We start from the raw sequence: 24415 nt of genomic DNA on the forward strand, positions 1-24415 counted from the left end.
ATGCCGAGGTCGGCTTCGACGTCCATGGTGAGGTCGAGCATGTCGGCGGGGTAGCCGGTCTTGTCGGCGACGACGTCGAGGAGGACGGTGCGGACCTTGTCGGCGTCGGGGCCGGTGGCCGGTGCGGGTGTGGGTGTGGTGGTGGGTGTGGGGGTGGTGGTGCCGGTGACGAAGGTGACGATGTCGCCGAGGGTGCGGAGTTCGGCGAGTTGTTCGGGGCCGGCGGTGGTGAGGGTGTCGAAGTGTTCCTGGACGGCGCCCATGATCTCGACGCGTTTGATGGAGTCGATGCCGAGGTCGGCTTCGACGTCCATGGTGAGGTCGAGCATGTCGGCGGGGTAGCCGGTCTTGTCGGCGACGACGTCGAGGAGGACGGTGCGGACCTCGTCGGCGTCCGGCCCGGCGGCCGGGGCCCGCTCCGGCGCGGGAGGCGCCGCCGGGGCGGGCGCGGGGCCCTGCGCGGGCGCTGGCACCGAGGTCGGGGGGAGGGCGGGAGCGACCGCCGGCTCCGCGAGGACAGGCGCGGCGGGCGCCGGCTCCTGCGAGGCGGGAGCGCGGGTCGGCGCCGCCGCGGGCGCCGGTTCCGCCCACACCGGCGCGTCCGGGGCGGGGGCCTCGGCGCCGAGCTCCAGTCCGGCCAGCCGGCGCAGGACCTCGTTGGCGCGGATGTGGGTGCGGCCGATCGCCAGCCCGTGCTCCTTGACCGAGCTGATGCCGGGCAGCACCTGGTCGAGACGGCCCTGGTCGTCCGCGCGCTCCAGGAGCCGCGCCAGGCGCTCGGCGCTGCGCAACTGGCCGTGCAGGTACTCGTCGTGGAGGGAGAGGTGGTCCGAGATGAGCTCGGTGAGACGGTCGCTCGGCATGGGCTGGTTCTCCTGGGCGGGGCGGAATCGATCCGCGGCGGTGGGAACGGACGCCCGGGCGGCGCGGTCGTGCGCCGTCCGGTCCGGTTCCGGAGCGACGGCCGGTGCCCGGACGGCGGCCGTCCCGGGGGCCGGCAGCGGTGCCCGTGCCACGGGCTCCCGTGCCACGGGCTCCCGTGCCACGGGCTCCCGGGGCACGGCGGGCGCCGGTGCGGCAGGGGGCGGCGCGGCGGCCGTCGCCGCCGCGGGCGTGGTGACGCGGTACCCGTGGGCGAGCGCGTCCTGATAGGCGGCGCGGCGCTCCGGTGACACGTAGTTGATGCCGTTGAGCATCACCGTCATGCCCTTGGCCGGCGCCTCGGGCTCCGGCTCGGCCACGTAGCGGTCGGTGGTGGAGACCGGCAGGCCCAGCACCGCGAGCCGCGCCACGGCCTGCTTGAGCGTCAGGTCCGCGTCCCGGCCGGGACCGCCGTCCAGCGCGACCGCGGTGTGCGGCCGCCCGCGCAGGATCCTGCCCACCAGACCGGTGAGCACCGTACCGGGCCCGAACTCGACGAAGGTGCGGAACCCGTCGGCGTACATCTCCTCCACCCGAGCCGCGAACTCCACGGGACGGAGCAACTGCCCGGCGAGCACCCGGCGGTTGCCGGCGACGTCCGGGCCGTAGTCCGCCCCCGCGGTGTTGGCGTAGACCCGGCCGCGCGGTGCCGACATCTCCACGGCCTCCACGGCCGTGCGGAAGTCGTCCACGGCATGGCCCACGAACGGGGTGTGGAAGGCGGCGGACACCGGCAGCCGGCGGGCGCGCACACCCGCCCGCTCCGCCGCCTCGAGCAGCAGCTCCACCTCCGCCGTCGCGCCGCCGACCACGATCTGGTCGGGGGCGTTGCGGTTGCAGACCAGCAGCCCGTCGCGCTCCGCCAGCAGCTCCGCGACCCGCTCCTCCGGAGCGAACACGGCCGCCATCGTCCCGGTGTCGTCGCTCTGCCCGGACGCCGGCGACATGGCCCGGCCGCGGGCGCGCGCCAGCCGGTGCAGGGTGTCCTCGTCGTAGGCCCCCGCGGCGTACAGCGCGGTCAGCTCGCCGAAGCTGTGACCGAGGAACCCCTCGGCGCTGAACCCCAGTTCGGTCAGGTACCGGAAGTGGCCCGCGGACAGCGCCCCGATCGCCGGCTGGGCGTAGGCGGTGGCCCGCAGCGCGGCCTCCTGCGCGGCGCGGCCGGCCTCGTCGACGAGGGGCTGCGGGAAGGCCACCCGGGACAGCGGGTTCTCCTCCGGACAGTGCCGGTTGGCCCGGTCGAACGAGGAGCGCAGCGGCGGCAGGGCGAGTACGGCGCTCAGCCCCGGAGCCACGTACTGGCTGCCCTGGCCCGCGAACAGGGCACCCACCTTGCCGGTCCCGCCGGCGGCGCGCCGGTAGTGGATGCCCTTGGGGTGGGTCCACTCCGGCTCCTCCGGCCGGGAGCGCAGCTCGGCGAGCGCGGTCTCGCGCAGCGCCCTCGCATCGCCTTCGCCGCGGGCGGCGAAGGCGACACGGGCGTGCCCCTCGGGCACGGGTCCGCCGTCGGGCGCCCGGCCGGCGGCCAGCGCGTCGGCGAGGGCCCCCGGATCGGGGGCGTGCCACAGGTGCACCCGGGCGACCGGGAACCGCACGGCGACGTCGTCGCCGTCGCCGTACTCCTCCAGTACGGCGTGGAAGTTGGTGCCGCCGAAGCCGAAGGCGGACACCGCCGCGCGACGGCGCGGCCGCTTCGGGTCACGGATCCACGGCCGGGTGGCGGAGTTGACGTAGAAGGGGCTGTCCGGGCCGAAGGCGGCGCCGGCCCGGGTGACGTTGATGGTCGGCGGCAGCACCTTGTGCTGCAGGGCGAGGGCCAGCTTGATCAGCCCGGCCGCTCCCGCGGCCGCCTTGGTGTGCCCGATCTGGGACTTCACGCTGCCGATGGCCGCGTACTCCCGCTCGCCGCCGTCCTTCGCCACCACCTCGGTCAGCGCGCTGATCTCGGTGGCGTCGCCGACCGCGGTGCCGGTGCCGTGCGCCTCGAACAGCTCGATGCTGTCGGGGGCCACGTCCGCGTCCTGGTACGCCCGCCGCAGGGCCGTCATCTGGCCCTCCTTGCGCGGCGCGTAGATCGACTTGAAACGCCCGTCGCTGGAGGTGCCCAGGCCCCGCAGGACCGCGTAGATCCGGTTGCCGTCGCGCTCGGCGTCGGCCAGCCGGCGCAGGGCGAGCATGCCGATGCCCTCACCGATCAGGGTGCCGTCCGCCTCGCTGTCGAAGGGACGGATCCGGCCCGACCTGGACAGCGCCGGGGTCTTGCTGAAGCACAGGTACATGAAGATCGTGTTCTCGGCGTCGCACCCGCCGGCCAGCATGGTGTCGGCCCGGCCCTCCAGCAGTTCGCTGACGGCCGTGCGGACCGCCCCCAGCGAGCTGGCGCAGGCGGCGTCGATCGTCATGTTGATCCCGCCGAGGTCGAACCGGTTGGCGATGCGGCCGGCCACCACGTTGCCGAGCATGCCCGGGAAGGAGTTCTCCTCCCACGGCGCGTACGCCATGCGGAACTTGGCGGCGATCTCCTCCGCGTCCCGGTCCGACAGCCCGCAGCTCCTGACCACCTCCTTGAGCACCGGGCTCTGCAGGCGGGCGGTGAGCGGCTGGGTGAGCTGGTTGGCGCCGGTGATGCCCAGCACCACACCGGTGCGCGAGGGGTCGTACCACTCGCGTTCCGCTCCCGCGTCCTTCAGCAGGTCGCGGGTGACGACCAGGCTGAGCAGCTGCAGGACGTCGGTGACCTCGAGGGTGTTGGGCGGCAGGCCGAACTCGAGCGGGTTGAACGGCACGTCGGGGATGAAGCCGCCGCGCTTGGCATAGGTCTTGTCGGGCACCGAGGGGTCGGGATCGTAGAACTCGCCGACGTCCCAGTGGCTCGCGGGCACCTCCGTGGTGCAGTCGGCCGCGGCGACGACGTTGGTCCAGAACTCCTGGAGGTTGCGCGCCTTCGGGTAGAGCGCGGACAGCCCGACGACGGCGATCGGGTCGCGGGCCAGCCGCCGGTCGAGTGTGCGTTGCTGGGACGGGTTCACGGCGAGGGCCTCCGGGTGGTGACGAGCGGCGCCGGCCGGAGGGGTGGTACGAGTCCGGCTATGGCCTGCGAGGCGTCCGGGCGGATCAGCATGGTGTAGTGGTCGCCGGGCACGGAGTGGGTGGTGAGCCCGCGGCCGGCCAGCTCGCCCCAGCCGAGCGTCGGATCCGACGCGACGAGGCTGTCGGCGGCCTTGATCTGGACCAGGGGAACGGTGGCGGGCGCCGGGCGGTAGGGGGCGGTGAGCCGGTTGTTGCGCAGCAGTCCCGCCGTGTAGGCCTCGAAGAGCTTGCGCAGGCCGGCCAGGGGCGTCTCCCGGGGCAGCGCGCCCGCGGTGATCGCGTCCTCGAGCAGCAGGGCCAGCGCGGTGTCGGTGTCCGCGCCGGCCGGTACGGGGCCCGGACGCACCCGGGCGCCGCGCCGGGCGCCCAGGAACATCGCGAACCAGCGCAGGACGACCGCCGGGTCGATCGGCGCCCCCTCGGTGTGCTGGTAGGCGTCCGTGGGGGCGATGCTGTCCAGCAGCACCACGCCGAGCGGTCCCTCCTCCGGCGCCAGCCGTCCGGCCAGTCCGTGGGCGAGCACCCCGCCGAACGACCAGCCGACGAGGACGGTGTCCCCGCCGGTACGGCCGGTAGGGCCGGTGCGGTCGGCGCGGTACGCGGTGGCCAGCAGATCGACGAGGTGATGGATCGTCAGGCGGGAGCGCTCCGGGGCGAGCGCGGCCTCCCCGTACTCGGGCACCGCGCCCAGGTCGAGCACGGCGAACCCGGTCTCCTCGGGCAGCGCGCCGGCCAGGCCGGCCCAGAGGCCGGCGGGCAGCGCGCCCGGGTGCACCGCGTAGACGGTGCCCGCGCCGGGCGCGGCCTCCCGGTGCCGTGTCAGCAGTTTCGGCGGGGACGCCGCGTCAGGCCGCCGAGCCATGCCGCGCACTCTCCTCGGCGATGTGCGCCGACAGGGCCTCGATGGTCGGGTGGTACCACAGCGCCGTGGTGCCCAGCTCGAAGCCCAGCCAGCCCTCCATCTCGCCGGCGATGATCAGCGCCTCCGTGCTGTCCATGTCGAGTTCGTCGAAATACTGCCCCGGAGGAATGGCCGAGGGCTGCTCACCGAGCCGCTCCGCGATCTTCTCGATCAGCCACTTTTGAACCTCGCCGGCCGTGACCTTGCCCATGACCCGTTCCTTTCTCGTGCCTCTACGTACGCGTGCACTCCGGGTGCGTTGTCGCGAAAACCGGAGTGGGCGGGTTTCTGCGGGAGAACAAAGAGCGGTCAGGCCTCCGCTCGCAGTTCGGGAGCGTAGGGAGGCGGACACCCTTCGCGCAACTCAATCGTGAGCAACACGCAATCATCCGACGAGTCCTGGACAAGGGGCGTTCGTGGCCCTGTTCTTCGAGGTGAGCCGCCTGGAGCGGCACCTTTCCGGCCGATCGGCCGGCCCTTTTCCGCGCACCTGCGCGGCCGCGACCCCATCAGGCCTTGTCCCTCACTCATCCGCCGTGTCAGCGCCGCGTCAGAAACACCTCAGTGTGGCGTCCGGTGGTCCTCGTATCGTGAACGCCGACGCATACGGGACATTCCATGGCCGCTGCCCGCCGTGCTCTTTCCGCCGATGAGATTCCCCGGGAAAAAGGCCTCCGAAAACGTGACTGTTGTTCCGCGGTGACCGCTATTCCGTACCTTCCGTGATCGGCGTCTTTTCGCCGAGAGTTGACAAGGACCGAAATGCCGACCGAGATCGAACAGTCGTGGGCGGTCATGGCTCGCCAGACAGACCTGCGGGCCATCGACTCCGCTCTCACGGACCGCGGCGGAGTCCTCCTCACCGGCACCACCGGTGTGGGGAAGACGCGTCTGCTCGCCGCCGCCCTCCAGCGCGTCGCGGCCGGGGGCCGGACCGTCGTGGCGGTCGGCGGGGCCGGCGGTCCCGAGACCGGCTGCGCGGAGAACTTCTGCTCCCTCGCCGAGTGCCTGGACCGGCTGGAGTCGGTACGGCGGCACAGCGATCCCGCGCGGCGCACCGTCGTCGGCTTCGACGACGCCCATCTGGTGGAGGAGTCCGCCGCCCACCGGCTGTACCGCCTGGCCGCCTCCGGGCGGGTGTCGGTCGCCGCGGCCGCCCGGCGGGACGCCGCGCTGCCCGCCGGGGTGGACAAACTGTGGGTCGAGCGTCTCGTGGAGCGGCTGGAGGTGCTGCCGTTCGCCCGGGACGTGGTGAGCGCCATCCTCCGGCGCAGGGTCGGCGGTCCGGTGGACGCCGCGACCCTGGAACGGCTGTGGGACACCACCCGGGGCAACGCCCTGATCCTGCACGAACTCGTCGAGTACGCGCTGGCGGACGGCTCGTTGCGCCGCGTCGACGGTCACTGGCACTGGGACGGGCTGCCCGCGCGGCCGCCCGGGCGGCTGGCCGACATCGTCCGCCTGCGGCTGCGCGACCTGGCGCCCGAGGAGCAGGAACTGGTGAACGTGCTGGCCCTGGTCGGGCAGGTGGAGTACGGGCTGGCCGAGCGGTTCGGTCTGGCCCGCGCGGCGGAGGGCCTCGACGGACGCGGACTGGTGCAGATCGAGTACAGCGGGCGCCGGGTCGGCATCCGGCTGACCGAACCGCTGACCGGGGCGGTGGTGGCGGACCGCATGTCGGGGCTCACCGCCCAGCGGCTGCGCCTGCAACTCGCCGACGCGATCGAGGCCACCGGCGCGCGGCGCGCGGACGACGCCGTGCGGATGGCGACCCTGCGCATGGCCGCCGGCCGCGTCCCCGGACCCGCGGTGCTGCTGGCCGCGGCGCGCACGGCGGCCCACCGCCGCGACTTCGCCCTCACCGAACGCCTCTGCCTCCCCCTCCTCGGCGCACCCCCGGCCCCCGCCGGCCCGGCCCCCGCCGGCCCGGCCCCCGCCGGCCTGCCGGCGCCCTCGCCCGGCGGCACGGCGACCACCGCCGCGGCCGCGGGGGAGGAGATCCGTGGCCCGGGCGCCGGCGACGGCGGGGCCGCCCCGGTCCCGGGCGACGACGGGGTTCCCCCGGTGCCGGAGGACGGCGGCCGGGCCGTCGTCGATGTCGCGCGGGCCTCCCTGCTGCTCGGGCGGGCGCTTGCGGGCCTCGGGCGGCACGAGGAGGCCGAGGCCGTCTTCGCGCGGGTGCTCACCGGCCGGCCCGAGGCACTGGTGGAGGCGCTGCCCCCGGACGAGCTGGTCGCCGCCGTGCGGGACCGGGCCGACAACGTCGCCTGGGGACTGGGACGCGGCGCGGACGCCGCCGCCGTCGTGGACGGCCTGCCGGCCGGGCTCGGTCCGCAGGGCGCCGGGGTCCGGTACGGGTTCCACGCCGTCCTGGCACTGCTGGCCGACCGGCCGGACGACGCGGCCCGCACGGCGCGGACGGTCCTGCCGGGGGAGCGGCCCGACTCCCCGGTGGTGCAGCACCTGCTGCCCCCGGCGGCCCTCGCCCTGAGCGAACTCGGCCACCCCGCCGAGGCGCTGGCCATGATCGACCGCCACACCCGGGACCTCGACGGCTGGCACGCCGACACCCGCCTGCGCTGCCTGGTCGTGACCGCGCGCTGCGCCTTCGCCCAGGGAGACGTCGGCCGCGTCAGGGACACCCTGAAGACGATCGGCCGCTTCCCGGCCCCCGGCGACGAACTCGGCCGGCTCCAGCTGGCCCTGCTCCGCTCCCGCCTGCTGCGCCTGCTCGGCCGGCCCGACGAGGCGGTCACCCTGCTGCGCGGCGCCAGCGCCCTGCGGGTCCGGCGCGACTGGCTCGGCACCCCCGCCTGGACCCTGGCCCAGCTCGCGGGCGCCCTCGCCGAGGCGGGCAGGCCGACGGAGGCCCTGCAGACCCTGGTCGAGGCGCGGGCCGCACGCCGGGCGGCACCCCCCTACCCGCCGGCCGACGACGCCGTCCTGCTCGAACACGCCGTGGTGCTCGCCCACACCGGGGACCGGTCCGGCGCCGCCTGCCGCGCCCTGGAAGTCGTCCGCCGCGCCGCCGCACGACCGGCGTCGGCGCTGACGGCACTGCACCTGGCCGCCCGGGTCGCGGACACGCCGCGCGCCGCCGTCCGCGCCGCGCGGCTCGCCGTCGGCGCCGGTTCGGAGCTGATGCGGCTCCAGGCGGACCACGTGGTCGCGCTGAGCCGGTCGGACGGCGAGGCGCTGGAGGAGGTCTCGGCCCGCTTCCGCGCCCTGGGCGCGGTCCCGCTCGCCGCCGAGGCGGCGGCGCAGGCCGCGCACGTGTACCGCAAGGACGGCCGGCGGCGGGCCGGCCGGCTGGCACGGGCCGCCGGCGCACGGCTGCTGGCGGAGTCGGACTGCGCGCTCCCGCCGTGGGCCGATGCGCAGGAACACCGGCAGCGGACCCGCACCGCCCCGCTGACCGGCCGCGAGCGCGAGGTCGCCGCACTCGCCGCCGGCGGCCTGTCGAACCGTGACATCGCCGCGCGCCTGGTGGTCTCGGTCCGCACGGTCGAGAACCACCTGTACCGGGTGTACGAGAAACTCGGCATCACCGCCCGCTCCGACCTGGGCGGCGCCCTGCAGAGCCTGGCCCGCCACCCGGCCCGCGCGGTGGCCCGGGCGGCGTGAGCGCGAGGTGCCCGGGCGGGGCGGGACGCCCCGCCCGGGCACGTCAGCCGGCCGTCACCAGGGGCGCGGTGCGCAGGCCGGCGATCAGACGGCCCAGTTCGAGGGTCTGGGTGCGGTTCAGCCGGGGGTCGCAGGCCGACTCGTAGCGGGTGGGCAGATCGGCGGGACGGATGCCCGCGCTCCACACCGCGCCGGAGCCGCCGCCCAGGCACTCCGTCACATCGGCGCCGGTCATCTCCAGGTGCACGCCGCCGGGATGCGTGCCCAGCGCCCGGTGCACCTCGAAGAAGCCGCTGATCTCCTCGTACACGTCGTCGAAGTACCGGGTCTTGCGGCCGTTCACCCGGACGGTGTTGCCGTGCATCGGGTCGCACACCCAGGCCACCGGAACGCCGGCGCCGGCGACCGCGCCGACCAGGTCCGGCAGGATCCGCCGGACCGTGCCCGCGCCCGTGCGCACGATGAACGTCAGCCGGCCGGGCACCGCGGCCGGGTTGAGGAGCCGGGCCAGGCGGAGCAGGTCGTCCGGGCGGGCGCCGGGACCGATCTTCACCGCCACCGGGTTGCCGATCCGGGCGAGGTGGGCGATGTGCGCCCCCCGCGGGTCACGGGTGCGCTCGCCCGCCCACAGCAGGTGCCCGGAGCCGGCGTAGGGCCGTCCGGTGCGCGGATCCTCACGGGTCAGCGGAAGCTCGTAGTCCATCAGCAGCGCCTCGTGGGACACGAACACCTCGCGCGCGGCCGGCCGCGGCGCCGGCCCCGGACGGTCGGCGACGAGCCGCAGCGTGGTCGCGGCGGCCTCGTACGCCCGGAGCATGCGCCGGGGATCGGGGGTGCGCGACCGCGGGGTGAAGGCGGCACCGTTGACCGCGTCCCCGCGGTAGGCGGGCAGGGTCCGGCCGTGCAGGGTCTCGACCGGGCTGGAGCGCGGCTTGGCGTACTGCCCGGCGAGCCGGCCGACCGTCACCACCGGCATCCCGAACGCCCGCTCCAGGGTTCCCGCCACGCGTTCCAGGGTCTCCACGGTGCCGTGCACCGCCGCCGGGGTGGCCCGTTCGACCATCTCGGCGCAGTCACCGCCCTGGAGCAGGAAGGCCCGGCCCCGCGCGACCTCGCCCAGCAGCGCGGTCAGCCGGTCGCTGTCCTCGGGGCCGACGAGCGGCGGCGAAGCGGCCAGCCGCTCCCGGACGCGGGTCACCTCCTGCGGGTCGGGCCACTGCGGTTGCTGCTCGGCCGGACGTGCCGCGGCCTGCGGCTCGGAGAACTGCGATGCGGACGTCACGCCGGGACTCCCTGGTCGGGCGGTGGGCAAACGGGCGGGGCGAGCAGGCCGGTGAGCAGGTCGCCGAGGACGCGGTCGCCGTGCCTGGTCATCACCGACGCCGGATGGAACTGCACGGAGCAGAACCCGGGGCCGCGCAGCGCGTGCACCTCGCGGGTGACCGGGTCCCGGGCGACGCGGACCGTGCCGGGGCGCACCGGTGCGCTGGGGATCTCGTCGGCCGCGGCGAGCGCGGTGAACGAGTTGTAGAAATAGACGAGTTCGCGCGAACCGAACAGGTCGACGGCGCGCTGCACGCCCTGGTTGGGCACCGGGCGGCGGACCACGTCCAGGCCCAGCGTGCCGCTCAGCACCTGGTGTCCCAGACAGACGGAGAGGAACGGGGTGTCCTGCTCCAGCAGCTGGGCGGTGACCTCGTGCAGGATGTCGATCCTGGCGTGGCCGCGTTCCCGCGGATCGCCCGGGCCAGGCCCGACCACGACCAGGTCCGGCCCCGTGAGCGCGTAGTCCTCGTCGTACCGGCGCACCCGTACGTCGCAGCCCAGGGACCGCAGCAGGGTGGCGCCCATGGCCGTGAAGTGGTCCTCGGCGTCGATGATCAGGACGTCGAGCCCGTCGAGGGCCGGACGCCGCGTCCCCCGGGACTCCGGGTCGGCCAGCCAGAACGGCGCCAGCGGTTCGTTGCGCCGCACCAGCGCCTCCCGTACGGCGGGCAGCCGGGCCGGGCCGGAGCCGTACCCGGTCGTGGCGGGGGGCGAGGCCCCGTCCTCGTCCTCGGCGCAGCCGACGGCCGCGAGCAGCCCGGCCGCCTTGGCGCGGGTCTCGGCGGCCTCGGCCACCGGGTCGGAGTCACGCACCAGCGTCGCGCCGACCCCCAGCCGCAGCGCTCCCGAGCGGTCGATGTCCATGGTCCGGATCAGGATCGCCGAGTCCATGGTCTGCCGGCCCGCGCCGCGGCCGATCAGGGCGGCGATTCCCGAGTAGTAGCCGCGCCCCTCGGGTTCGAACCGCGCGATCACCGAGCAGGCGCTCTCCAGCGGGCTGCCGGTCACGGTCGGCGCCAGCAGGGTGCGGCGCAGGATCTCCCGGGCGTCGAGGTCCGTGCGGCCCTCGATGAAGTACTCGGTGTGGGCGATGTGCGCCATCATCCGCAGGCGCGGACCGAGGACCCGGCCGCCCCGCCCGCACACCGCGCTCATCATCTTCAGCTCCTCGTCGACGACCATGAAGAGTTCGTTGGTCTCCTTGTCGTCGGCCAGGAACTCCAGCAGTCCCTCGGTCTGCGGGCCCTCGTCGGGGTAGCGGTAGGTGCCGCTGATGGGGTTCATCACGGCCCGCCCGTCCCGGAGGGACACGTGCCGCTCCGGGCTGGCGCCGACCAGGGTGCGGTCGCCGAGGTGGACCAGGAAGGTCCAGTGCTGTCCGGACGTACGCCGCAGCAGCCGGCCGTAGTAGGCCAGCGCGGCCGGCACCGACCAGCCCGCCAGCCGTGCCGTGTAGTCGCGGCGCAGCACGAAGTTGGCGCCCGCCCCGGTGGCGATCTCCTCGTCCAGGACCCGGCGTACGGTGTCGGCGTAGCGCCGGTCGTCCTGTTCGAAGCCGCCGCCCTCGAGGCGCAGCGGGTGCTCCGCGGACCGGGGCAGGAGACCGAGCACCTCCCCCAGCGTCACCGACTCCTGCTCGGTGACGCGCAGGCCGGCCAGCGGGGTGCCGTCGTCGACGTGGTCGAAGCCCCGCTCGCGGACCTGCCGGTGCGGGACGAGCGCCAGCAGCGCGAACCCGTCGTCCGCGTCGGAGCCGTCCAGCGGGAGAGCGGCGAGCGTCTCGTACGTGTCCACCGGCCCGGCCAGCACGTCGACGTGGTCCGGCGACCCCGACTCCGGGCGGTGCAGCAGCGCGAACGGGCCGTCGTGGGTGCCGTCCGCGATCCGTCGCAGCAGGGCTCCCGGGCCGCCGTTCACGACCGTGCCTCCGCGAGCGCGGTGCCCGGCGCCCGGTGACCGTCCAGCGCGGCCACCAGAGCATCCGTCGGCAGCACCATGGCGCACCGCGCGGCCATGTACGACAGCGCCAGCCGGTGGTGGCGCCGGGAGAAGTCCGCGGTGGCGTCGCCCGCGACGAACGTGCGGACGCCGTGCGCGAATCCGTCGGCGGCGGTCAGCAGGATGCCGACGTGCGCGTACACCCCGCACAGCACCAGCTGATCGCGGCCCGAGGCGCGCAGCAGCCGCAGCAGCTCGCCGTCGTGGTAGGCGCTGGCACGCCACTTCACCAGGACGGTGTCGCCCTCGTCGGGGGTCAACCCGTCGATGATGTCGCGGTGTTCGGGGCGCGCGCTCATGCCGGCGCCCCAGAAGTCGGCGAGCAGCCCGCGCTCGTCCGGGCTCATGTCGCCCGGCTGGGCGGTGTACAGCACCGGAACCTCCGCACGGACCGCCGCCTCGCGCAACGCGACGGTGTGGCGCACGAGTTCGGTGCGCGGCGACCGTCGCGCCGGCAGCTTGTCCACGAAGAAGTGCTGCATGTCGTGGACGAGCAGCACCGCCCGGTCCGGGTCCAGGACCCACTCGGCGGTGTTCGCCGGCAGTTCGGCGGAGGTGGGCATGGCATGGGGGACGATCTCGGGAACGGCAGCCTGTGTCATGGTGTGCCCTTCTTGGTCTTCGAGCGTCTGGGAACTGGGCCGCGTCCGCCGGTGCCACCGGCGGACGCGGCCCGGACCACGGCGGCCGGGTCACACGCCGAGCGTCGCGCCGCCGTCGACCGTGAGGTCCTGCAGGGTGATGTGGCCGGCCCGCTCGGAGAGCAGGAACACCACGGCCTCGGCCACGTCGGCGGGGCGGGCCAGCCGGCCGGTGGGGATCCCCACGCGGTACGCCTCCGGCGCCCCCTCGATCGACGGGCGGCCCGCGTCCTCGCCCTGCCACAGGGAGGTCAGCATCGGGGTGTCGGTGGAGCCCGGCGCGACCACGTTGCAGCGGATGCCGGTGCCCGCGAGCTCCAGCCCCAGGCACTTGGTGAAGGCCTGGGCCGCCGCCTTGGACGCCGCGTAGGCGGCCATGCCGGTGCGGGCGGTGCGGGCGGCGTTGGAGGTGACGGTGACGACGGCTCCGAAGCCGCGCGGCGCCATACGGGCGGCCACCGCACGGGACATGAGGTAGACGCCGGTGGCGTTCACCGCCATGGTGTCGTCCCAGTCCCGCTCGGACAGCCCGGCCACCGGGCCGGGACGCAGGATGCCGGCGGCGTTGACGAGATGGGTGATGGGGCCCAGGTCCCGTTCGACCCGGTCGACCGCCTCCGCCACCTCCGCGCCGTCCGACACGTCCGCCGGCACGGCCAGCAGCCGGGGCTCGGCCGCTCCGGGGGCGGCCGCCGCCTCCTTGCGCAGCCGTGCGGCGACCTCGTCGAGGGCCGGCCCGTCCCGGTCGACCATGGCCACGGCCGCCCGGTGACGGACGAGCCGGGCCACGATCTCCGCGCCGATGCCGCCCGCGGCGCCGGTCACCACGGCGACCCGGCCGTCCAGTCCCAGGCCGTCCTGTTCCGGCCCGTGCACCATCACCGTCATCGGGTGGCCTCCTCGCCCGCGCCGCGTCGGAGGGTGCGCGCGAAGACCTCGTCGACGCTCCCCTCGGGAACCTTCAGACAGCGCAGCGAGTACGAGCGCAGCGCCGCCTCGTAGTCGGCCAGCAGCCCGGCCTCGTCGAACCCGGTGGCCCTGCCCGCCTCCACCAGCACGCGCCCGCCGACCACCACCGTGTCGACGTCCCCCGAACCGCCCACGGCGAGGAACGCCTCCAGCGGACGGGGCGTGTGCACGAACCGCCAGTCGTCCAGCGGCACCATCACGAGGTCCGCCTGCTTGCCGGGCGCCAGGCTGCCGATCTCGCTCTCCCAGCGCAGCCCGCGGGCGGCGATGCGGGTGCCCATGGCCAGCGCGTCGGTGGGCCGCACCAGCAGCGGGTCGGCGTACATCTCGTTGTGGGTCTGCCAGGCGGCCCGCATCTGCTCGGGCATCCCGGGGAAGACCAGCGGCATGCCGTCGGTGGACAGCGACACGTCGAGACCCGCGCGGCGCAGTTCCGGGATCAGCCGGGTCTCCGTCATCGCGGATTCGCCCGAGGAGCCGTACTTGGCGGGGGAGTGGCTCAGATGCACCCCGGCCTCCAGCAGCATCCGCCGTTCCTCGTCGTCGGCGAATCCGGTGTGGACCGACATCAGCCGCTCGTCCAGCAGGCCGAGTCCGGCGAACCGGCGCACCGGCGTGGCGCCGTAGTACCCGCGGACGAACTCCCCCTCGTTGCGCTGGGCGCCGATGTGCGAGGCGAAGCCGGTGCCGTGGCGCTGCACGACCTCGGCCAGTCCGCGTCCGAGCTCATCGGTCATGTTGGTGCCGTAGACCGCGGTGGGCCGGGCCCGCAGCAGGCCGGTGCCGTCGTTCGCGCAGGTCTTGACCAGCGCCTCGATCTCGGACAGCACGGCGTCGGTGTCACGGCTGCGGGTGAATCGGCTCTCCCCGGGCCGGCACACGGAGTCCGTGGCCCAGGTGCTCACCGAGCAGCGCATGCCCAGCCACACCGCGGCGGCGGCCAGCGCCTCCGGGCGGTTGACCGAGCCGACGTCGCCGAGCGTGGTGACGCCCGCCCGCAGCTGCGTCCACATCGAGTACCGGGCGATGGCCTCGCCCTCGTCCGGGGTCAGACCGGCGATGAGGTCGTGGAAGGAGTCGAAGACGGCGGAGATGCGGTGCATGTCGCCGCCGTTGCCGAGGAATCCGGCCTGGTCGCCGCGGTCGCTCGCGGGCCGCAGCGCCCCGTTGAACGGCAGCCGGGTGGCGAACAGCTCGTGCCAGTGGGCGTTGACGAATCCGGGCAGGACGAGCATCCGGCGGGCGTCCAGGGTGCGCAGCGCGGCCCGCCGCTCCGGCGGCAGCGCGGCGACGGCGGCGTCCACCTCGGCGACCGTGCCGACGGCCGCGATCCGGCCGTCGACGGCCAGCAGCGACCCCTCGGGCAGGATCCGTTCCTCCTCGTCGGCGGTGCACAGGTGCGCGCCGCGCACCAGCAGCGGTCCGGGAGCGCTCATGCGGCGCCTCCCGGTGCGGCCGACCGTGCCTTCGCCTCGGCGAGGGCGCGGCTGAAGCCGGCCACGGTCGGGTCGGAGAGCAGGGAGTCGAAGTCGACGGGGAAGCCGCCCCGCCGCCAGCGGCTGCTGAGCCGCATGACTTCGAGCGAGCCGAGCCCCAGCAGGATCAGGTTGGCGTCGTCCGGGATCTCGCCCGGCGCGGTGCCCAGGAGGTGCGCGACGGCGTCGCGCACCTGTGCGCGCAACTCCTGGTCCCCGGTGGAGGTACTGGTGTCCATGGGCGGTGCGGGCCTTCCTTCGGTCGTGGGATGACAGGGCGGCGAACGGCACTCAGCCCGTACGGTCGCGGGCGGGCACGAAGGCCCCCGACTCCGCCGGCCGCTCGCCCCGGACCAGCGCGGCCAGCGCCTTCTTGTCCGTCTTGCCGAGACCGGTGAGGGGCAGCTCGTCGAGGTACACGAGCCGGTCGGGCAGCTTGTACTCGGCGAGCCCGCGGGCCTGCATGGCCCGCTTCAGTTCCGGCAGCAGCATCTCCTCGGCGCCGTCGGCCCCGACCAGGCAGGCGCAGGTGCGTTCGCCCAGGAAGTCGTCGGGCACGGCGACGACCGCCGCGCGGGCCACCCCCTCCAGTGCCTGGAGGTGTTCCTCGACCTCGGCGGCGGAGACCTTGTCGCCGCCACGGATGATGACGTCCTTGATGCGGCCCTCGATGACGAGAGCGCCGTCCTCGGTGAGCCGGGCCAGGTCGCCGCTGCGGTAGAAGCCGTCGTCGGTGAACGCGCGGGCGTTGTGCTCGGGCGCGCGGTAGTAGCCCTGGAGCGTGTACGGGCCGCGCGCGAGGAGTTCGCCGACCTCGCCGGCCGGCACCTCCCCGCCCTCCTCGTCCACGATCCGGATCTCGTCCGCGGGCGAGATCGGCCGGCCCTGGGTGGTGAGCACCGTCTCGTCCGGGTCGTCGGCCCGGGTGAAGGTGCACAGCCCCTCCGCCATCCCGAACACCTGCTGGAGGCGGCAGCCGAAGGCCGGTTCGATCTGTTCGGCGATGGTGCGGTGCAGCTTGGCGCTGCCGATCTGCAGGGTGCGCAGGCTCGACAGGTCGTCGGTGAGCCACTCGGCGCCCTCGAGCCACAGCTGCACGACGCTCGGCACCACCGAGGTGATGGTCACCCGCTCCCGCGCGATGAGCGGGAAGCACGTCTCGGGTGTCGGGTCCTCGGCGAACACCACGGTGCCGCCGGCCCGCAGCGTGCCCACGATCCCGGGACAGCCCCAGGTGAAGTTGAACGCCACGGGCAGCGTGGCGAGGTACACGTCCCGCTCGGTCAGCGAGGCGGCCGAACCGGCGGCCCGCACCTGGTACGTGTAGTCGTCGTGGGTCCGCGGAATGAGCTTGGGCAGCGCGGTGGTCCCGCCCGAGAGCAGGAAGAACGCCACGTCCGAGGGGTCCAGCACCGGGAACGTGCAGGCCTCCGGGTCGCTGTCGACCTCGGACAGCGGCACCACCGGATCGCCGTCCGTGCCGGACGGGTCGTCACCGCACACGAACAGGTGCTTCAGCGTGGGGACTTCCCGCCGTGTCCGACGGGCGAGAGCGGCGTGGTCGAAGCCCCGCAGCAGGCCCGGGCTCACATAGCCGACCGCGCCGGACAGTTCGCACAGGTGGCGGATCTCCACGTCCCGGTGGGCGGGCAGCGAGAAGACGGGCCGGGCCCCGATGGCGAACAGGGCGAAGCACACCCGCACGAAGTCGGGGGTGTTGGGCAGCTGGACCACGACCCGGTCGCGGTCGCCGATCCCGTGGGCCCGGAAACCGGCGGCGAGCCGCCGCACCTCCCGCTCCAGTTCGGCGTAACCGATCCGCCGGCCGCCGCCGACCAGCGCGGTCTTCGGACCGTGGGTGCGCGCGGCGTCGGCGAGCAGCCGTACCAGGCTCTCGCCGCGCCAGTACCCCTCACGGCGGTAGCGCTCGGCCCGCTCGGCCGGCCAGGGGGTGCAGTGCTCCAGCATCACGCCTCCTCCCGCGCCGGCACCGAGCGCTGCTCGGCCGTCGGTTCCGCGGTGATCTCCAGGACGGCGCACCCGGCCTCCATGCCGGTGGCCGCGCCGATGAGCATCACGTGGTCGCCGGGGCCGACCTCGCCGTCCAGCCACAGCCGTTCCAGGGCGATGACGAAGTCGCTGACCCCGGTGTGGCCGATCCGCCGGCAGATCTCCCAGGTGCCCTGCTCCAGGCCGACGCCGAGCGGCTCGAGGAACATGGTCAGCAGCGGGTCCTCGTTGAACCCGACGTGGCAGAAGCGGCGGATGTCGGACAGCGCGACCCCGGCCTCCGCGGCGGTGCGCTCGGCGATCGCCGCGACCTGGTCGCCGAAGTGCCCGATGGGCGGTTTCACCCCGGAGGCCCACTGCCGGCGCCAGTACTGCACCCGGGAGTCGAAGTCGAGCGGGATGCCCGCGGTGACGCTCGGCGGCAGCAGCGCCTCGCCGCCCCGGTGCAGGGCCTCCATGCGCGGGTCCGACAGCGAGCCGACGGCGAGCACCCGGGCGAAGCCCGGCCGGCGCGACACCACCAGCGACGACCCGGCGTCCCCGAAGAGGAACAGCTTGGAGGAGGTCCAGCGGTCGACCATGGGCGTCGAGAAGTTGTCACCGGTGGTCAGCAGGACACTGTCCCCGCCCCCGCCGCCGGTGTACCGGTCCAGCGACAGCCGGCAGGCCGCCGCCTCCAGGCCGGCCACCATCCCCAGGCAGCCCTGCCGGATCTCCAGGGCGGGGACCGGCCGGTCCAGGGTGTTGAGCAGTACGTAGTGCGGGGCCGACCAGCCGTCGGGCCCCTGGTGGTAGGCGCTGCTGTGCAGCAGTGCCGCGAAGTCGTCGGGTTCCTGCCCCGATCGCGCCAGCGCCGTCCGCGCGGCGCGGATCGCCATGTCCGGCGCCGGTACGGTGTCCTCGACGGCGACGGACTCGATGCCCGACGCCTCCCGGTACCCTGCGTCGAGGCGGCCGTCCTTGACCGCCAGGTCGGTCGGCACGAGCTCGGGAACGTAGCAGCCCACGCCCGACAGATGGATGTCCTCGACCTTCACCCCGGCCCCTCTCGTCTCTGCTGTGTGCACACGGTGGATCGCCACCAGCACAACAGCGCGCACCCGGGCGGCACCTGAGTAGCGGTCACTCATCTCCGCGCGCCCCCGCCCCCGCGCCTCCCGCCCGGGCGCGGGGTCCGGCCGCGGGCAGATGAGTAGCCCGCACTCACGAGGTCCCGCCCCGCCACTGCTGTGCTGGGGGTACGGACAGGCGTGGGCTTGAGGAGGCATCCGCCATGACAGCGACCAGGCCGGAGATCGGCGACTGGAAGAGCACCGGGGAACTGCGCGCGCTCCAGGAGAGACAACTGCGGCTGCTCCTCGCCCGAGCCGCCCGTTCCCCCTTCTACCGGTCCCGCCACGCCACCCGCGCGGCCCCCGCGACCCCGGCCGACCTGCGTTCCCTGGAGCCGACCGGCAAGCAGGACCTGCGCGACGCCTACCCGTTCGGCCTGCTCGCCGTGAACCGTACGGAACTGGCGACCTACCACGAGTCGAGCGGCTCGGCCGGACAGCCCACCGCCTCGTACTACACCGCGAACGACTGGGCGGACCTCGCGGAGCGCTACGCCCGCAAGTGGGTCGGCATCGAGGCGAGCGACACCTTCCTGGTCCGCACCCCCTACGCCCTGATGATCACGGGCCATCTCGCGCACGCCGCGGCCCGCTCGAAGGGGGCGACCGTGGTCCCCGCCGACAGCCGGTCGGCGGCCACCCCCGCGGCCCGTACGGTACGGCTGCTGCACCGCCTGGGGGTCACGCTGACCTGGTCCAACCCCACGGAGACGCTGCTGTGGGCCGCGGCGGCCCGGGCGGCCGGCCTGGACCCGGCCACCGACTTCCCCGCGCTGCGGGCCTTGTTCGTCGGCGGCGAGCCGCTGTCACCGGCCCGCCGGGCACGCATCGGCGCCCTGTGGAACGCGCCGGTCGTGGAGGAGTACGGCTCGACGGAGACCGGCACCCTGGCCGGGCAGTGCCCGGAGGGCCGGCTGCACCTGTGGGCGGACCGGGTGCTGTGCGAGGTCCTGGACCCCACCAGCGGCACGCTGTCCGACGAGGGCCGGGGCCGCCTGGTGGTGACTCCCCTCTACCGGGAGGCCATGCCGCTGCTGCGCTACAACCTCGACGACGAGGTGGAGGTGGAGTACACGGACTGCGCCTGCGGCTGGCGGCTGCCGGTGGTACGGGTGCTCGGCCGGGGCGGTTCCGCCTGGCCGGTCGGCGGGGGTTCGGTGGACCAGCACCAGGTGGAGGACCTGGTGTTCGGGCTGCCCCCGCAGGACGGTGTCCTGTTCTGGCGGGCCCGGGCCGGCCGCGATCTGCTGCACATCCAGGTGGAGGCGCCCGAGGAGCGCGCCGCCGGGGTGGAACTGCGGCTCGCCGAGTCCGTGCGACGCGAACTCGCCGTCCCGTGCCGGGTGGAGGCGCTGGCCCCGGGCAAGCTGGTGCCGTCCCACGTCCTCACCGCCAACCCGGACGCCCTCAAGCCCAGGGGCCTGTTCGGTCCCGGGGAGGACTGGGACAGCGCGCTGCTGTACTACTGACTCCGCCCCGGCCGCCCCGGGCCCTCCCCTTTCCCCGAGCGGGGCGGACCCCCCTCGCCCCGCGGACGACTGCCCGCGGGGGAGGTGGCACGCCGCCCGTGACGGGCGACGCGGCCGTCCGCGGCCGGACGGCTGTTGCCGCGTACGGGGCGCGGCCCCGGCCGGCGGGCGCCGCACCGGTCCTCACCGGAGCCGCGGTGGCGCCGCGGGCACCGTCACCCCTGCAGCCCACCCCGGTCCGGCCGTTCGAGAACCGCCGCCACCCCGTCCAGCGACCGCTCCACGGTGTACGCGTAGAAGTCGTCCTCCAGGGCCGCGATCGCCTCCGGGTCATCGGTACCCCGGCTGGTGACCGCGGCCCCGACGGCGGCCAGGCCACGCCGCTCGGGATCGTCGCGGTGCGCGGCCAGCGCGCCCGCCAGCCGGACCCGCGCCTCCGGCAGGTTCTCCGCCCGGTCGTCCTCGACCATCACCAGCGTGAACGCGGAGTTGGTGAGATACCGGTACGCGGCCGTCGCCCCGTCACCGAACCCGGCCTCCTGGAGCACCAGGATGCCCCGGTCCATCATCGTCAGCGCCGACGGGATGATCGGCCCGATCCGCACCAGCCGGCGGGCCACCCCGCGGTAGCGCCGCAGCACCGGCCGCCCTTCCAGGAGCAGCGAGCCGAACCACTCCCGCCACGGAAGCTCCCGCGGCGGCAGCGGGATCATGCTCACCACCCGGTCGGCGACGGCGTCCGCCACCGCGTCGCGGTCCCCGACGTGGTGGTAGACGGCCCGCGGCCACACCTCCAGGGCGGCGGCCAGCTGCCGGGTGGACCAGGCGTCGAGGCCGTCGGTCTCGGTGAGCCGGAGCGCCGCGTCGACGATGCCCGCGGGCGTGATCGGCGGCCGGTCGACGGGGCGCCGTCCCCGGCCACCGGGTGCGGGCGAACTGGGCATGGCAGGCAATGTATCCACTCCTCGACTGTCTCCGCGGTCCGGGGCCCGAGGCGCAACGTGAAGCCCGGAGCCCGGGGCCCGGAGCCCGGACCCGAAACCCGGTCTCCGGGCCGCCGGCATTTCTTGACCCGGCCCGCCCGCTCCATCGTATGGTGGACGGAGTCTATTACCCAGTGGGTAGTAGCATCTACAATTACCCACTGGGTAGTACCTCTCCGTACCCGTACTCGTACCCGCACCCACGCCCCCGCGCAGCCGCCACCCGCCTGCGCTCCCGATCGGAGGACGACGATGGCCGCGGAACCCGCCGCGCTTCCGTCATTACTGCAGCCCATCCGCAGGCGGCTGGCTCTGGCGGTCCTCTGCCAGGCAGTCTCCGCCCTGCTCAACATCGCCCCCTTCCTGGCCGTCGCAGAGCTGGCCCGGGTGCTGCTCGCCGACGGCCCGGCGGACCGCGACCGCGCCTGGACCGTCACGGCCCTGGCGGTCGCCTGCCTCCTGGTGCGCCTGCTGTTCCTGGTGACCGCCGGTGTCGTCAGCCACCTCGCCGAGAACGACCTCCAGCTGTCCATCCGCCGACTGCTCGTCGGGCGGCTCGACAGGGTTCCGCTGGGCTGGTTCTCGGGGCGCGGCGGGGGCGCCGTGAAGAAGGCCGTGCAGGACGACGTGCACGCGCTGCACCACCTGGTCGCGCACTCGCTGCTGGAACTGACGGCCGCGGTGATCGTGCCCCTGTCGACGCTCGCCTACCTGTTCTGGGTGGACTGGCGCATGGCGCTGATCGCGATGATCCCGCTGGTCCTCGGCATCGGCCTGTTCGGCCGCACCGGCGCGGCGTTCAAGAAGAACCTGCCCGCGCTCGACGCGGCGATGGCCGACATCAACGGCGCCGCCGTGGAGTTCGTCCAGGGCATCGCCGTGGTGAAGACCTTCGGCCAGACCCGGCGCGCCCACCGCCGCTACGCCGAGGCGGCGGACCGGTTCGCCTCGTTCTTCCGCGGCTGGGTCGACTCCCTGGCCTCCCCGCGGGCCCTGTCCGAGATCGTGCTGTCGGCGCCCACGATGCTGTTCACCGTCCTGCTCGGCGGCACGGCCCTGATCACCGCCGGCAAGACCGCCCCCGAGGACCTGGTGCCGTTCGCGCTGCTCGCCGTCGGGATCACCACTCCCGTCCTGACGATCAGCTTTGCCGAGGAGGAGGTGCGGGCCGCCAAGGCCGCCGCGGACCGCATCGGCGCGGTGCTGGCCACCCCCGAACTGCCCCTGCCGGAGCAGCCCGCCGCGGCCGGCCCCGGAGCGGTGTCGTTCGAGGGCGTCACCTTCTCGCACGACGGCGAGCACCGCGTCCTGAGCGGCGTGGACCTGACCCTGGAGCCCGGGACCACCACCGCGCTGGTGGGTCCTTCGGGCGCGGGCAAGAGCACCCTGGCGTCCCTGCTGCCGCGCTTCTGGGACCCGGACGAGGGCACGGTCCGCGTCGGCGGCACGGACCTGCGCGACCTCGCCCCCGAGGAGATCTACCGGCGGATGTCCTTCGTCTTCCAGGACGTACGCCTGCTGCGCGACACCGTCCGCGCCAACCTGTCGATCGCCCGGCCGGACGCCACCGACGACGAGCTGGCCGACGCCGCGAGGCGCGCCCGCATCCACGAGCGGATCACGCAACTGCCGCGCGGCTACGACTCCGTGGTCGGCGAGGACGCGCGGTTCTCCGGCGGCGAGGCGCAGCGGCTGTCCATCGCCCGGGCCATGCTCGCCGACACCCCCGTCCTCGTCCTGGACGAGGCCACCGCGTACGCCGACCCGGAGTCCGAGGCGGCGGTCCAGGACGCCCTGTCCGAGCTCACCCACGGCCGTACCCTGCTGGTCATCGCGCACCGCCTGTCCACGGTGAAGGACGCCGACCAGATCGTCGTCCTCGACGGCGGGCGCGTGGTGGAGCGGGGCACCCACGCCGAACTGCTGGCCCTGCGGGGCACCTACGCGGGGATGTGGGAGGCCCACGAGCGCAGTACCGCCTGGCGCCCCGGCGGCCCGGCGGAGTCCACCGCCGCCGGCGGGACGGACGGGACGGACGGGACAACGGTGAGCGCGACCGCCGCCCCCCGTACCGCGGTCGAGGAGGCAGTCTGATGATCCGTCAAATGATGGCCGTGGTCGGCCCCGCCGAGCGGCGGCTGCTGCGGACCGTGCTCGCCCTGCAGGTCCTCGGCGCCGTCCTGCAGGCGGTGGCGTTCGTCCTGATCGTGCCGGTGCTCGAGCGGCTGCTGGGCGACGAGCCCGAGCGGGCCTGGCCGTGGGTGTGGGCGGTGGCCGCCGCGGCCGTGGCGCAGTCCGCGGTGCACTACCTGGCCACCAAGAGAGGTTTCCAGGCGGGTGCCGCGCTCTCCAAGGTGCTGCACAACCGGATCGGCGACCACGTCTCCATGCTGCCGCTCGGCTGGTTCGGCCCCACCCGGACCGGTGAGCTGAGCAATCTCACCACCCAGTCCGTGATGGGCATCATGCGCGTCCCCGGCTACCTGTTCCGTCCGCTGATCAGCGGGCTGCTCACGCCGGCCGCCGTGGTCCTCCTCATGTACGCGTTCGACTGGCGCCTGGCGCTCGCCGCGACCTGCACCGCCCCGGTCATCGCCCTGGTCCTGCGCTGGAGCACCCGCCGCACCGCCGCCGCCGACCGGCTGCGCGCCCAGGCCATGACGGAGGGGGCCAACCGGGTCATCGAGTACGCCGACACCCAGCCGGTGCTGCGCGCCTTCCCCGGCTCCCGGGCCGACGGCCACAGCCGGCTCGACGAGGCGCTGTCCGCCCAGCGGGACGCGGGACGCCAGGTGATGGTGGCCGGCGTCCCGGGCCAGGTCGGCTTCACCCTGACGGTGCAGGCGGCCTTCACGGTGATCCTGGTCTGCGGCACCTACCTCGCGCTCGGCGGTTCGCTCGCCGTGCCCGAGCTGCTGGCCCTGCTGGTGCTCGCCGCGCGGTTCGTCGAACCGATGGCGGAGGCCGCCAACCTCGGCTCCGCGCTGCGCTCGACGGGCGCGGCACTCGGCCGGGTGCAGCGGCTGCTGGACGAGAAGCCCCTGCCCGAGCCGGAGCGTGCGGCGCACCCGGCCGGCGCGGACATCGAGTTCGACGCGGTGGAGTTCTCCTACGACGACGGCCGCACGGTGCTGGACGGCGTCGGCTTCCGCATCCCCGAGCGCACGATGACCGCGCTGATCGGCCCGTCGGGTTCCGGCAAGACCACGATCGCGCGGCTGATCGCCCGGTTCTGGGACGTGCGGTCGGGTGCCGTGCGCGTCGGCGGCGCGGATGTCCGCGAGCTGCCGGCCGAGGAGCTGATGTCCCGGATCTCCGTGGTGTTCCAGGACGTCTACCTCTTCGAGGGCACCATCGAGGACAACATCAGGGCCGGCCGGCCCGACGCGACCGACGCCGAGGTGCGCCGGGCCGGCGAGCTGGCGCGGGTCGACGAGATCGCGCAGCGGCTCCCGGGCGGCTGGTCGGCCCAGGTCGGAGCGGGCGGGGCCGCGCTGTCCGGCGGTGAGCGGCAGCGGATCTCCATCGCCCGTGCCCTGCTCAAGGACGCGCCGATCGTCCTGCTGGACGAGGCCACGGCGTCCCTGGACCCGGAGAACGAGCGGGCCGTCCAGCACGCCCTGTCGGAACTCACCCGGGACCGCACGCTGCTGGTGATCGCCCACCGGCTGCAGACGGTGCTGGCCGCGGACCAGATCCTGGTGCTCGACGAGGGCCGGATCGTCCAGCGCGGCACGCATCACGAGCTCATCGCCCAGGGGGGCCGGTACGCCGACTTCTGGGCCGAGCGCAGCCGCAGCCGCGGCTGGCGGCTGGCCAGGAAGCCCGCCGCCACCTGAGGAAGACCCCCGGCGGGCCCGCGCGCGCGGGCCCGCCGGGGGATCGGCGTGGCCGCC

16 protein-coding genes are annotated in these 24415 nt (G+C 74.7%); 4 read left to right on the forward strand and 12 right to left on the reverse strand.

Annotated features, from left to right (window positions below; all coding sequences use genetic code 11):
* The 3 genes from ACF07S_RS16065 to ACF07S_RS16075 form a co-directional block, all read right to left on the reverse strand.
* Positions 1-3950: beta-ketoacyl synthase N-terminal-like domain-containing protein (locus ACF07S_RS16065; RefSeq protein ID WP_391974551.1), on the reverse strand; the 3950-nt coding region annotated here is incomplete at its 3' end.
* Positions 3947-4873 (reverse strand): thioesterase domain-containing protein, encoded by a 927-nt coding sequence (locus ACF07S_RS16070; RefSeq protein WP_391974405.1) that lies wholly within the window; start codon positions 4871-4873, stop codon positions 3947-3949. The genes ACF07S_RS16070 and ACF07S_RS16065, both read right to left, overlap by 4 nt.
* Entirely contained in the window at positions 4857-5123 is a 267-nt protein-coding gene (locus ACF07S_RS16075) for an acyl carrier protein (RefSeq protein ID WP_391964718.1), read from the reverse strand. Before ACF07S_RS16075 ends, ACF07S_RS16070 begins: the two co-directional genes overlap by 17 nt.
* A 551-nt stretch (positions 5124-5674) precedes the next feature.
* Here ACF07S_RS16075 and ACF07S_RS16080 point away from each other — a divergent pair.
* Positions 5675-8536 (forward strand): LuxR C-terminal-related transcriptional regulator, encoded by a 2862-nt coding sequence (locus tag ACF07S_RS16080; RefSeq protein ID WP_391974406.1) that lies wholly within the window; start codon positions 5675-5677, stop codon positions 8534-8536.
* A gap of 43 nt (positions 8537-8579) precedes the next feature.
* Here the strand turns inward: ACF07S_RS16080 and ACF07S_RS16085 are convergent, their stop codons facing one another.
* From ACF07S_RS16085 to ACF07S_RS16120, 8 genes are all read right to left on the reverse strand, one after another.
* On the reverse strand, positions 8580-9818 hold the full coding sequence (locus tag ACF07S_RS16085) for a 3-deoxy-7-phosphoheptulonate synthase (protein ID WP_391974407.1): 1239 nt from the start codon (positions 9816-9818) through the stop codon (positions 8580-8582).
* Positions 9815-11779, reverse strand: coding sequence for an anthranilate synthase family protein (locus tag ACF07S_RS16090; protein WP_391974408.1), 1965 nt, complete (start codon positions 11777-11779; stop codon positions 9815-9817). The genes ACF07S_RS16085 and ACF07S_RS16090 overlap by 4 nt, the downstream gene beginning before the upstream one ends.
* Positions 11776-12462, reverse strand: coding sequence for an isochorismatase family protein (locus ACF07S_RS16095; RefSeq protein ID WP_391974409.1), 687 nt, complete (start codon positions 12460-12462; stop codon positions 11776-11778). The genes ACF07S_RS16090 and ACF07S_RS16095 overlap by 4 nt, the downstream gene beginning before the upstream one ends.
* 90 nt (positions 12463-12552) lie before the next feature.
* The gene (locus ACF07S_RS16100; protein WP_391964723.1) at positions 12553-13389 is read right to left on the reverse strand and encodes a 2,3-dihydro-2,3-dihydroxybenzoate dehydrogenase; all 837 of its coding nucleotides are present in this window, start codon (positions 13387-13389) and stop codon (positions 12553-12555) included.
* On the reverse strand, positions 13386-14906 hold the full coding sequence (locus ACF07S_RS16105; RefSeq protein WP_391964724.1) for an amidohydrolase family protein: 1521 nt from the start codon (positions 14904-14906) through the stop codon (positions 13386-13388). The genes ACF07S_RS16100 and ACF07S_RS16105 overlap by 4 nt, the downstream gene beginning before the upstream one ends.
* Positions 14903-15184, reverse strand: a complete 282-nt coding sequence (locus ACF07S_RS16110; protein WP_391974410.1) for a phosphopantetheine-binding protein — start codon at positions 15182-15184, stop codon at positions 14903-14905. The genes ACF07S_RS16105 and ACF07S_RS16110 overlap by 4 nt, the downstream gene beginning before the upstream one ends.
* A 52-nt stretch (positions 15185-15236) precedes the next feature.
* A complete protein-coding gene (locus ACF07S_RS16115) occupies positions 15237-16913 on the reverse strand; it encodes a (2,3-dihydroxybenzoyl)adenylate synthase (protein WP_391964726.1) in 1677 nt (558 codons plus the stop codon).
* Complete coding sequence (locus ACF07S_RS16120; protein WP_391964727.1) at positions 16913-18055, reverse strand: ketoacyl-ACP synthase III family protein; 1143 nt, start codon at positions 18053-18055, stop codon at positions 16913-16915. The genes ACF07S_RS16115 and ACF07S_RS16120 overlap by 1 nt, the downstream gene beginning before the upstream one ends.
* 173 nt (positions 18056-18228) lie before the next feature.
* Here ACF07S_RS16120 and ACF07S_RS16125 point away from each other — a divergent pair, with 173 nt between their 5' ends.
* Positions 18229-19536, forward strand: a complete 1308-nt coding sequence (locus ACF07S_RS16125) for a phenylacetate--CoA ligase family protein (protein ID WP_391964728.1) — start codon at positions 18229-18231, stop codon at positions 19534-19536.
* Positions 19537-19751: 215 nt separating this feature from the next.
* Here the strand turns inward: ACF07S_RS16125 and ACF07S_RS16130 are convergent, their stop codons facing one another.
* Positions 19752-20480, reverse strand: coding sequence for a TetR/AcrR family transcriptional regulator (locus ACF07S_RS16130; protein WP_391974411.1), 729 nt, complete (start codon positions 20478-20480; stop codon positions 19752-19754).
* A gap of 291 nt (positions 20481-20771) precedes the next feature.
* Between ACF07S_RS16130 and ACF07S_RS16135 the strand changes: the two genes are divergently transcribed.
* Both ACF07S_RS16135 and ACF07S_RS16140 read left to right on the forward strand, forming a co-directional pair.
* Positions 20772-22613, forward strand: coding sequence for an ABC transporter ATP-binding protein (locus tag ACF07S_RS16135; protein ID WP_391974412.1), 1842 nt, complete (start codon positions 20772-20774; stop codon positions 22611-22613).
* Complete coding sequence (locus ACF07S_RS16140) at positions 22613-24358, forward strand: ABC transporter ATP-binding protein (RefSeq protein WP_391974413.1); 1746 nt, start codon at positions 22613-22615, stop codon at positions 24356-24358. Before ACF07S_RS16135 ends, ACF07S_RS16140 begins: the two co-directional genes overlap by 1 nt.
* Positions 24359-24415: the final 57 nt, after the last annotated feature.

Source organism: Streptomyces sp. NPDC016640, from assembly GCF_043076215.1.
GTDB lineage: Bacteria > Actinomycetota > Actinomycetes > Streptomycetales > Streptomycetaceae > Streptomyces.

Excerpts from the sequence above, each read along its gene's own strand:
- ACF07S_RS16075 (WP_391964718.1), bottom strand. The coding sequence starts at position 5,123 with ATGGGCAAGGTCACGGCCGGCGAGGTTCAAAAGTGGCTGATCGAGAAG.
- ACF07S_RS16115 (WP_391964726.1), bottom strand. The coding sequence starts at position 16,913 with ATGCTGGAGCACTGCACCCCCTGGCCGGCCGAGCGGGCCGAGCGCTAC.
- ACF07S_RS16130 (WP_391974411.1), bottom strand. The coding sequence starts at position 20,480 with ATGCCCAGTTCGCCCGCACCCGGTGGCCGGGGACGGCGCCCCGTCGAC.
- ACF07S_RS16140 (WP_391974413.1), top strand. The coding sequence starts at position 22,613 with ATGATCCGTCAAATGATGGCCGTGGTCGGCCCCGCCGAGCGGCGGCTG.
- ACF07S_RS16110 (WP_391974410.1), bottom strand. The coding sequence starts at position 15,184 with ATGGACACCAGTACCTCCACCGGGGACCAGGAGTTGCGCGCACAGGTG.
- ACF07S_RS16125 (WP_391964728.1), top strand. The coding sequence starts at position 18,229 with ATGACAGCGACCAGGCCGGAGATCGGCGACTGGAAGAGCACCGGGGAA.
- ACF07S_RS16100 (WP_391964723.1), bottom strand. The coding sequence starts at position 13,389 with ATGACGGTGATGGTGCACGGGCCGGAACAGGACGGCCTGGGACTGGAC.
- ACF07S_RS16080 (WP_391974406.1), top strand. The coding sequence starts at position 5,675 with ATGCCGACCGAGATCGAACAGTCGTGGGCGGTCATGGCTCGCCAGACA.
- ACF07S_RS16070 (WP_391974405.1), bottom strand. The coding sequence starts at position 4,873 with ATGGCTCGGCGGCCTGACGCGGCGTCCCCGCCGAAACTGCTGACACGG.
- ACF07S_RS16135 (WP_391974412.1), top strand. The coding sequence starts at position 20,772 with ATGGCCGCGGAACCCGCCGCGCTTCCGTCATTACTGCAGCCCATCCGC.
- ACF07S_RS16105 (WP_391964724.1), bottom strand. The coding sequence starts at position 14,906 with ATGAGCGCTCCCGGACCGCTGCTGGTGCGCGGCGCGCACCTGTGCACC.
- ACF07S_RS16095 (WP_391974409.1), bottom strand. The coding sequence starts at position 12,462 with ATGACACAGGCTGCCGTTCCCGAGATCGTCCCCCATGCCATGCCCACC.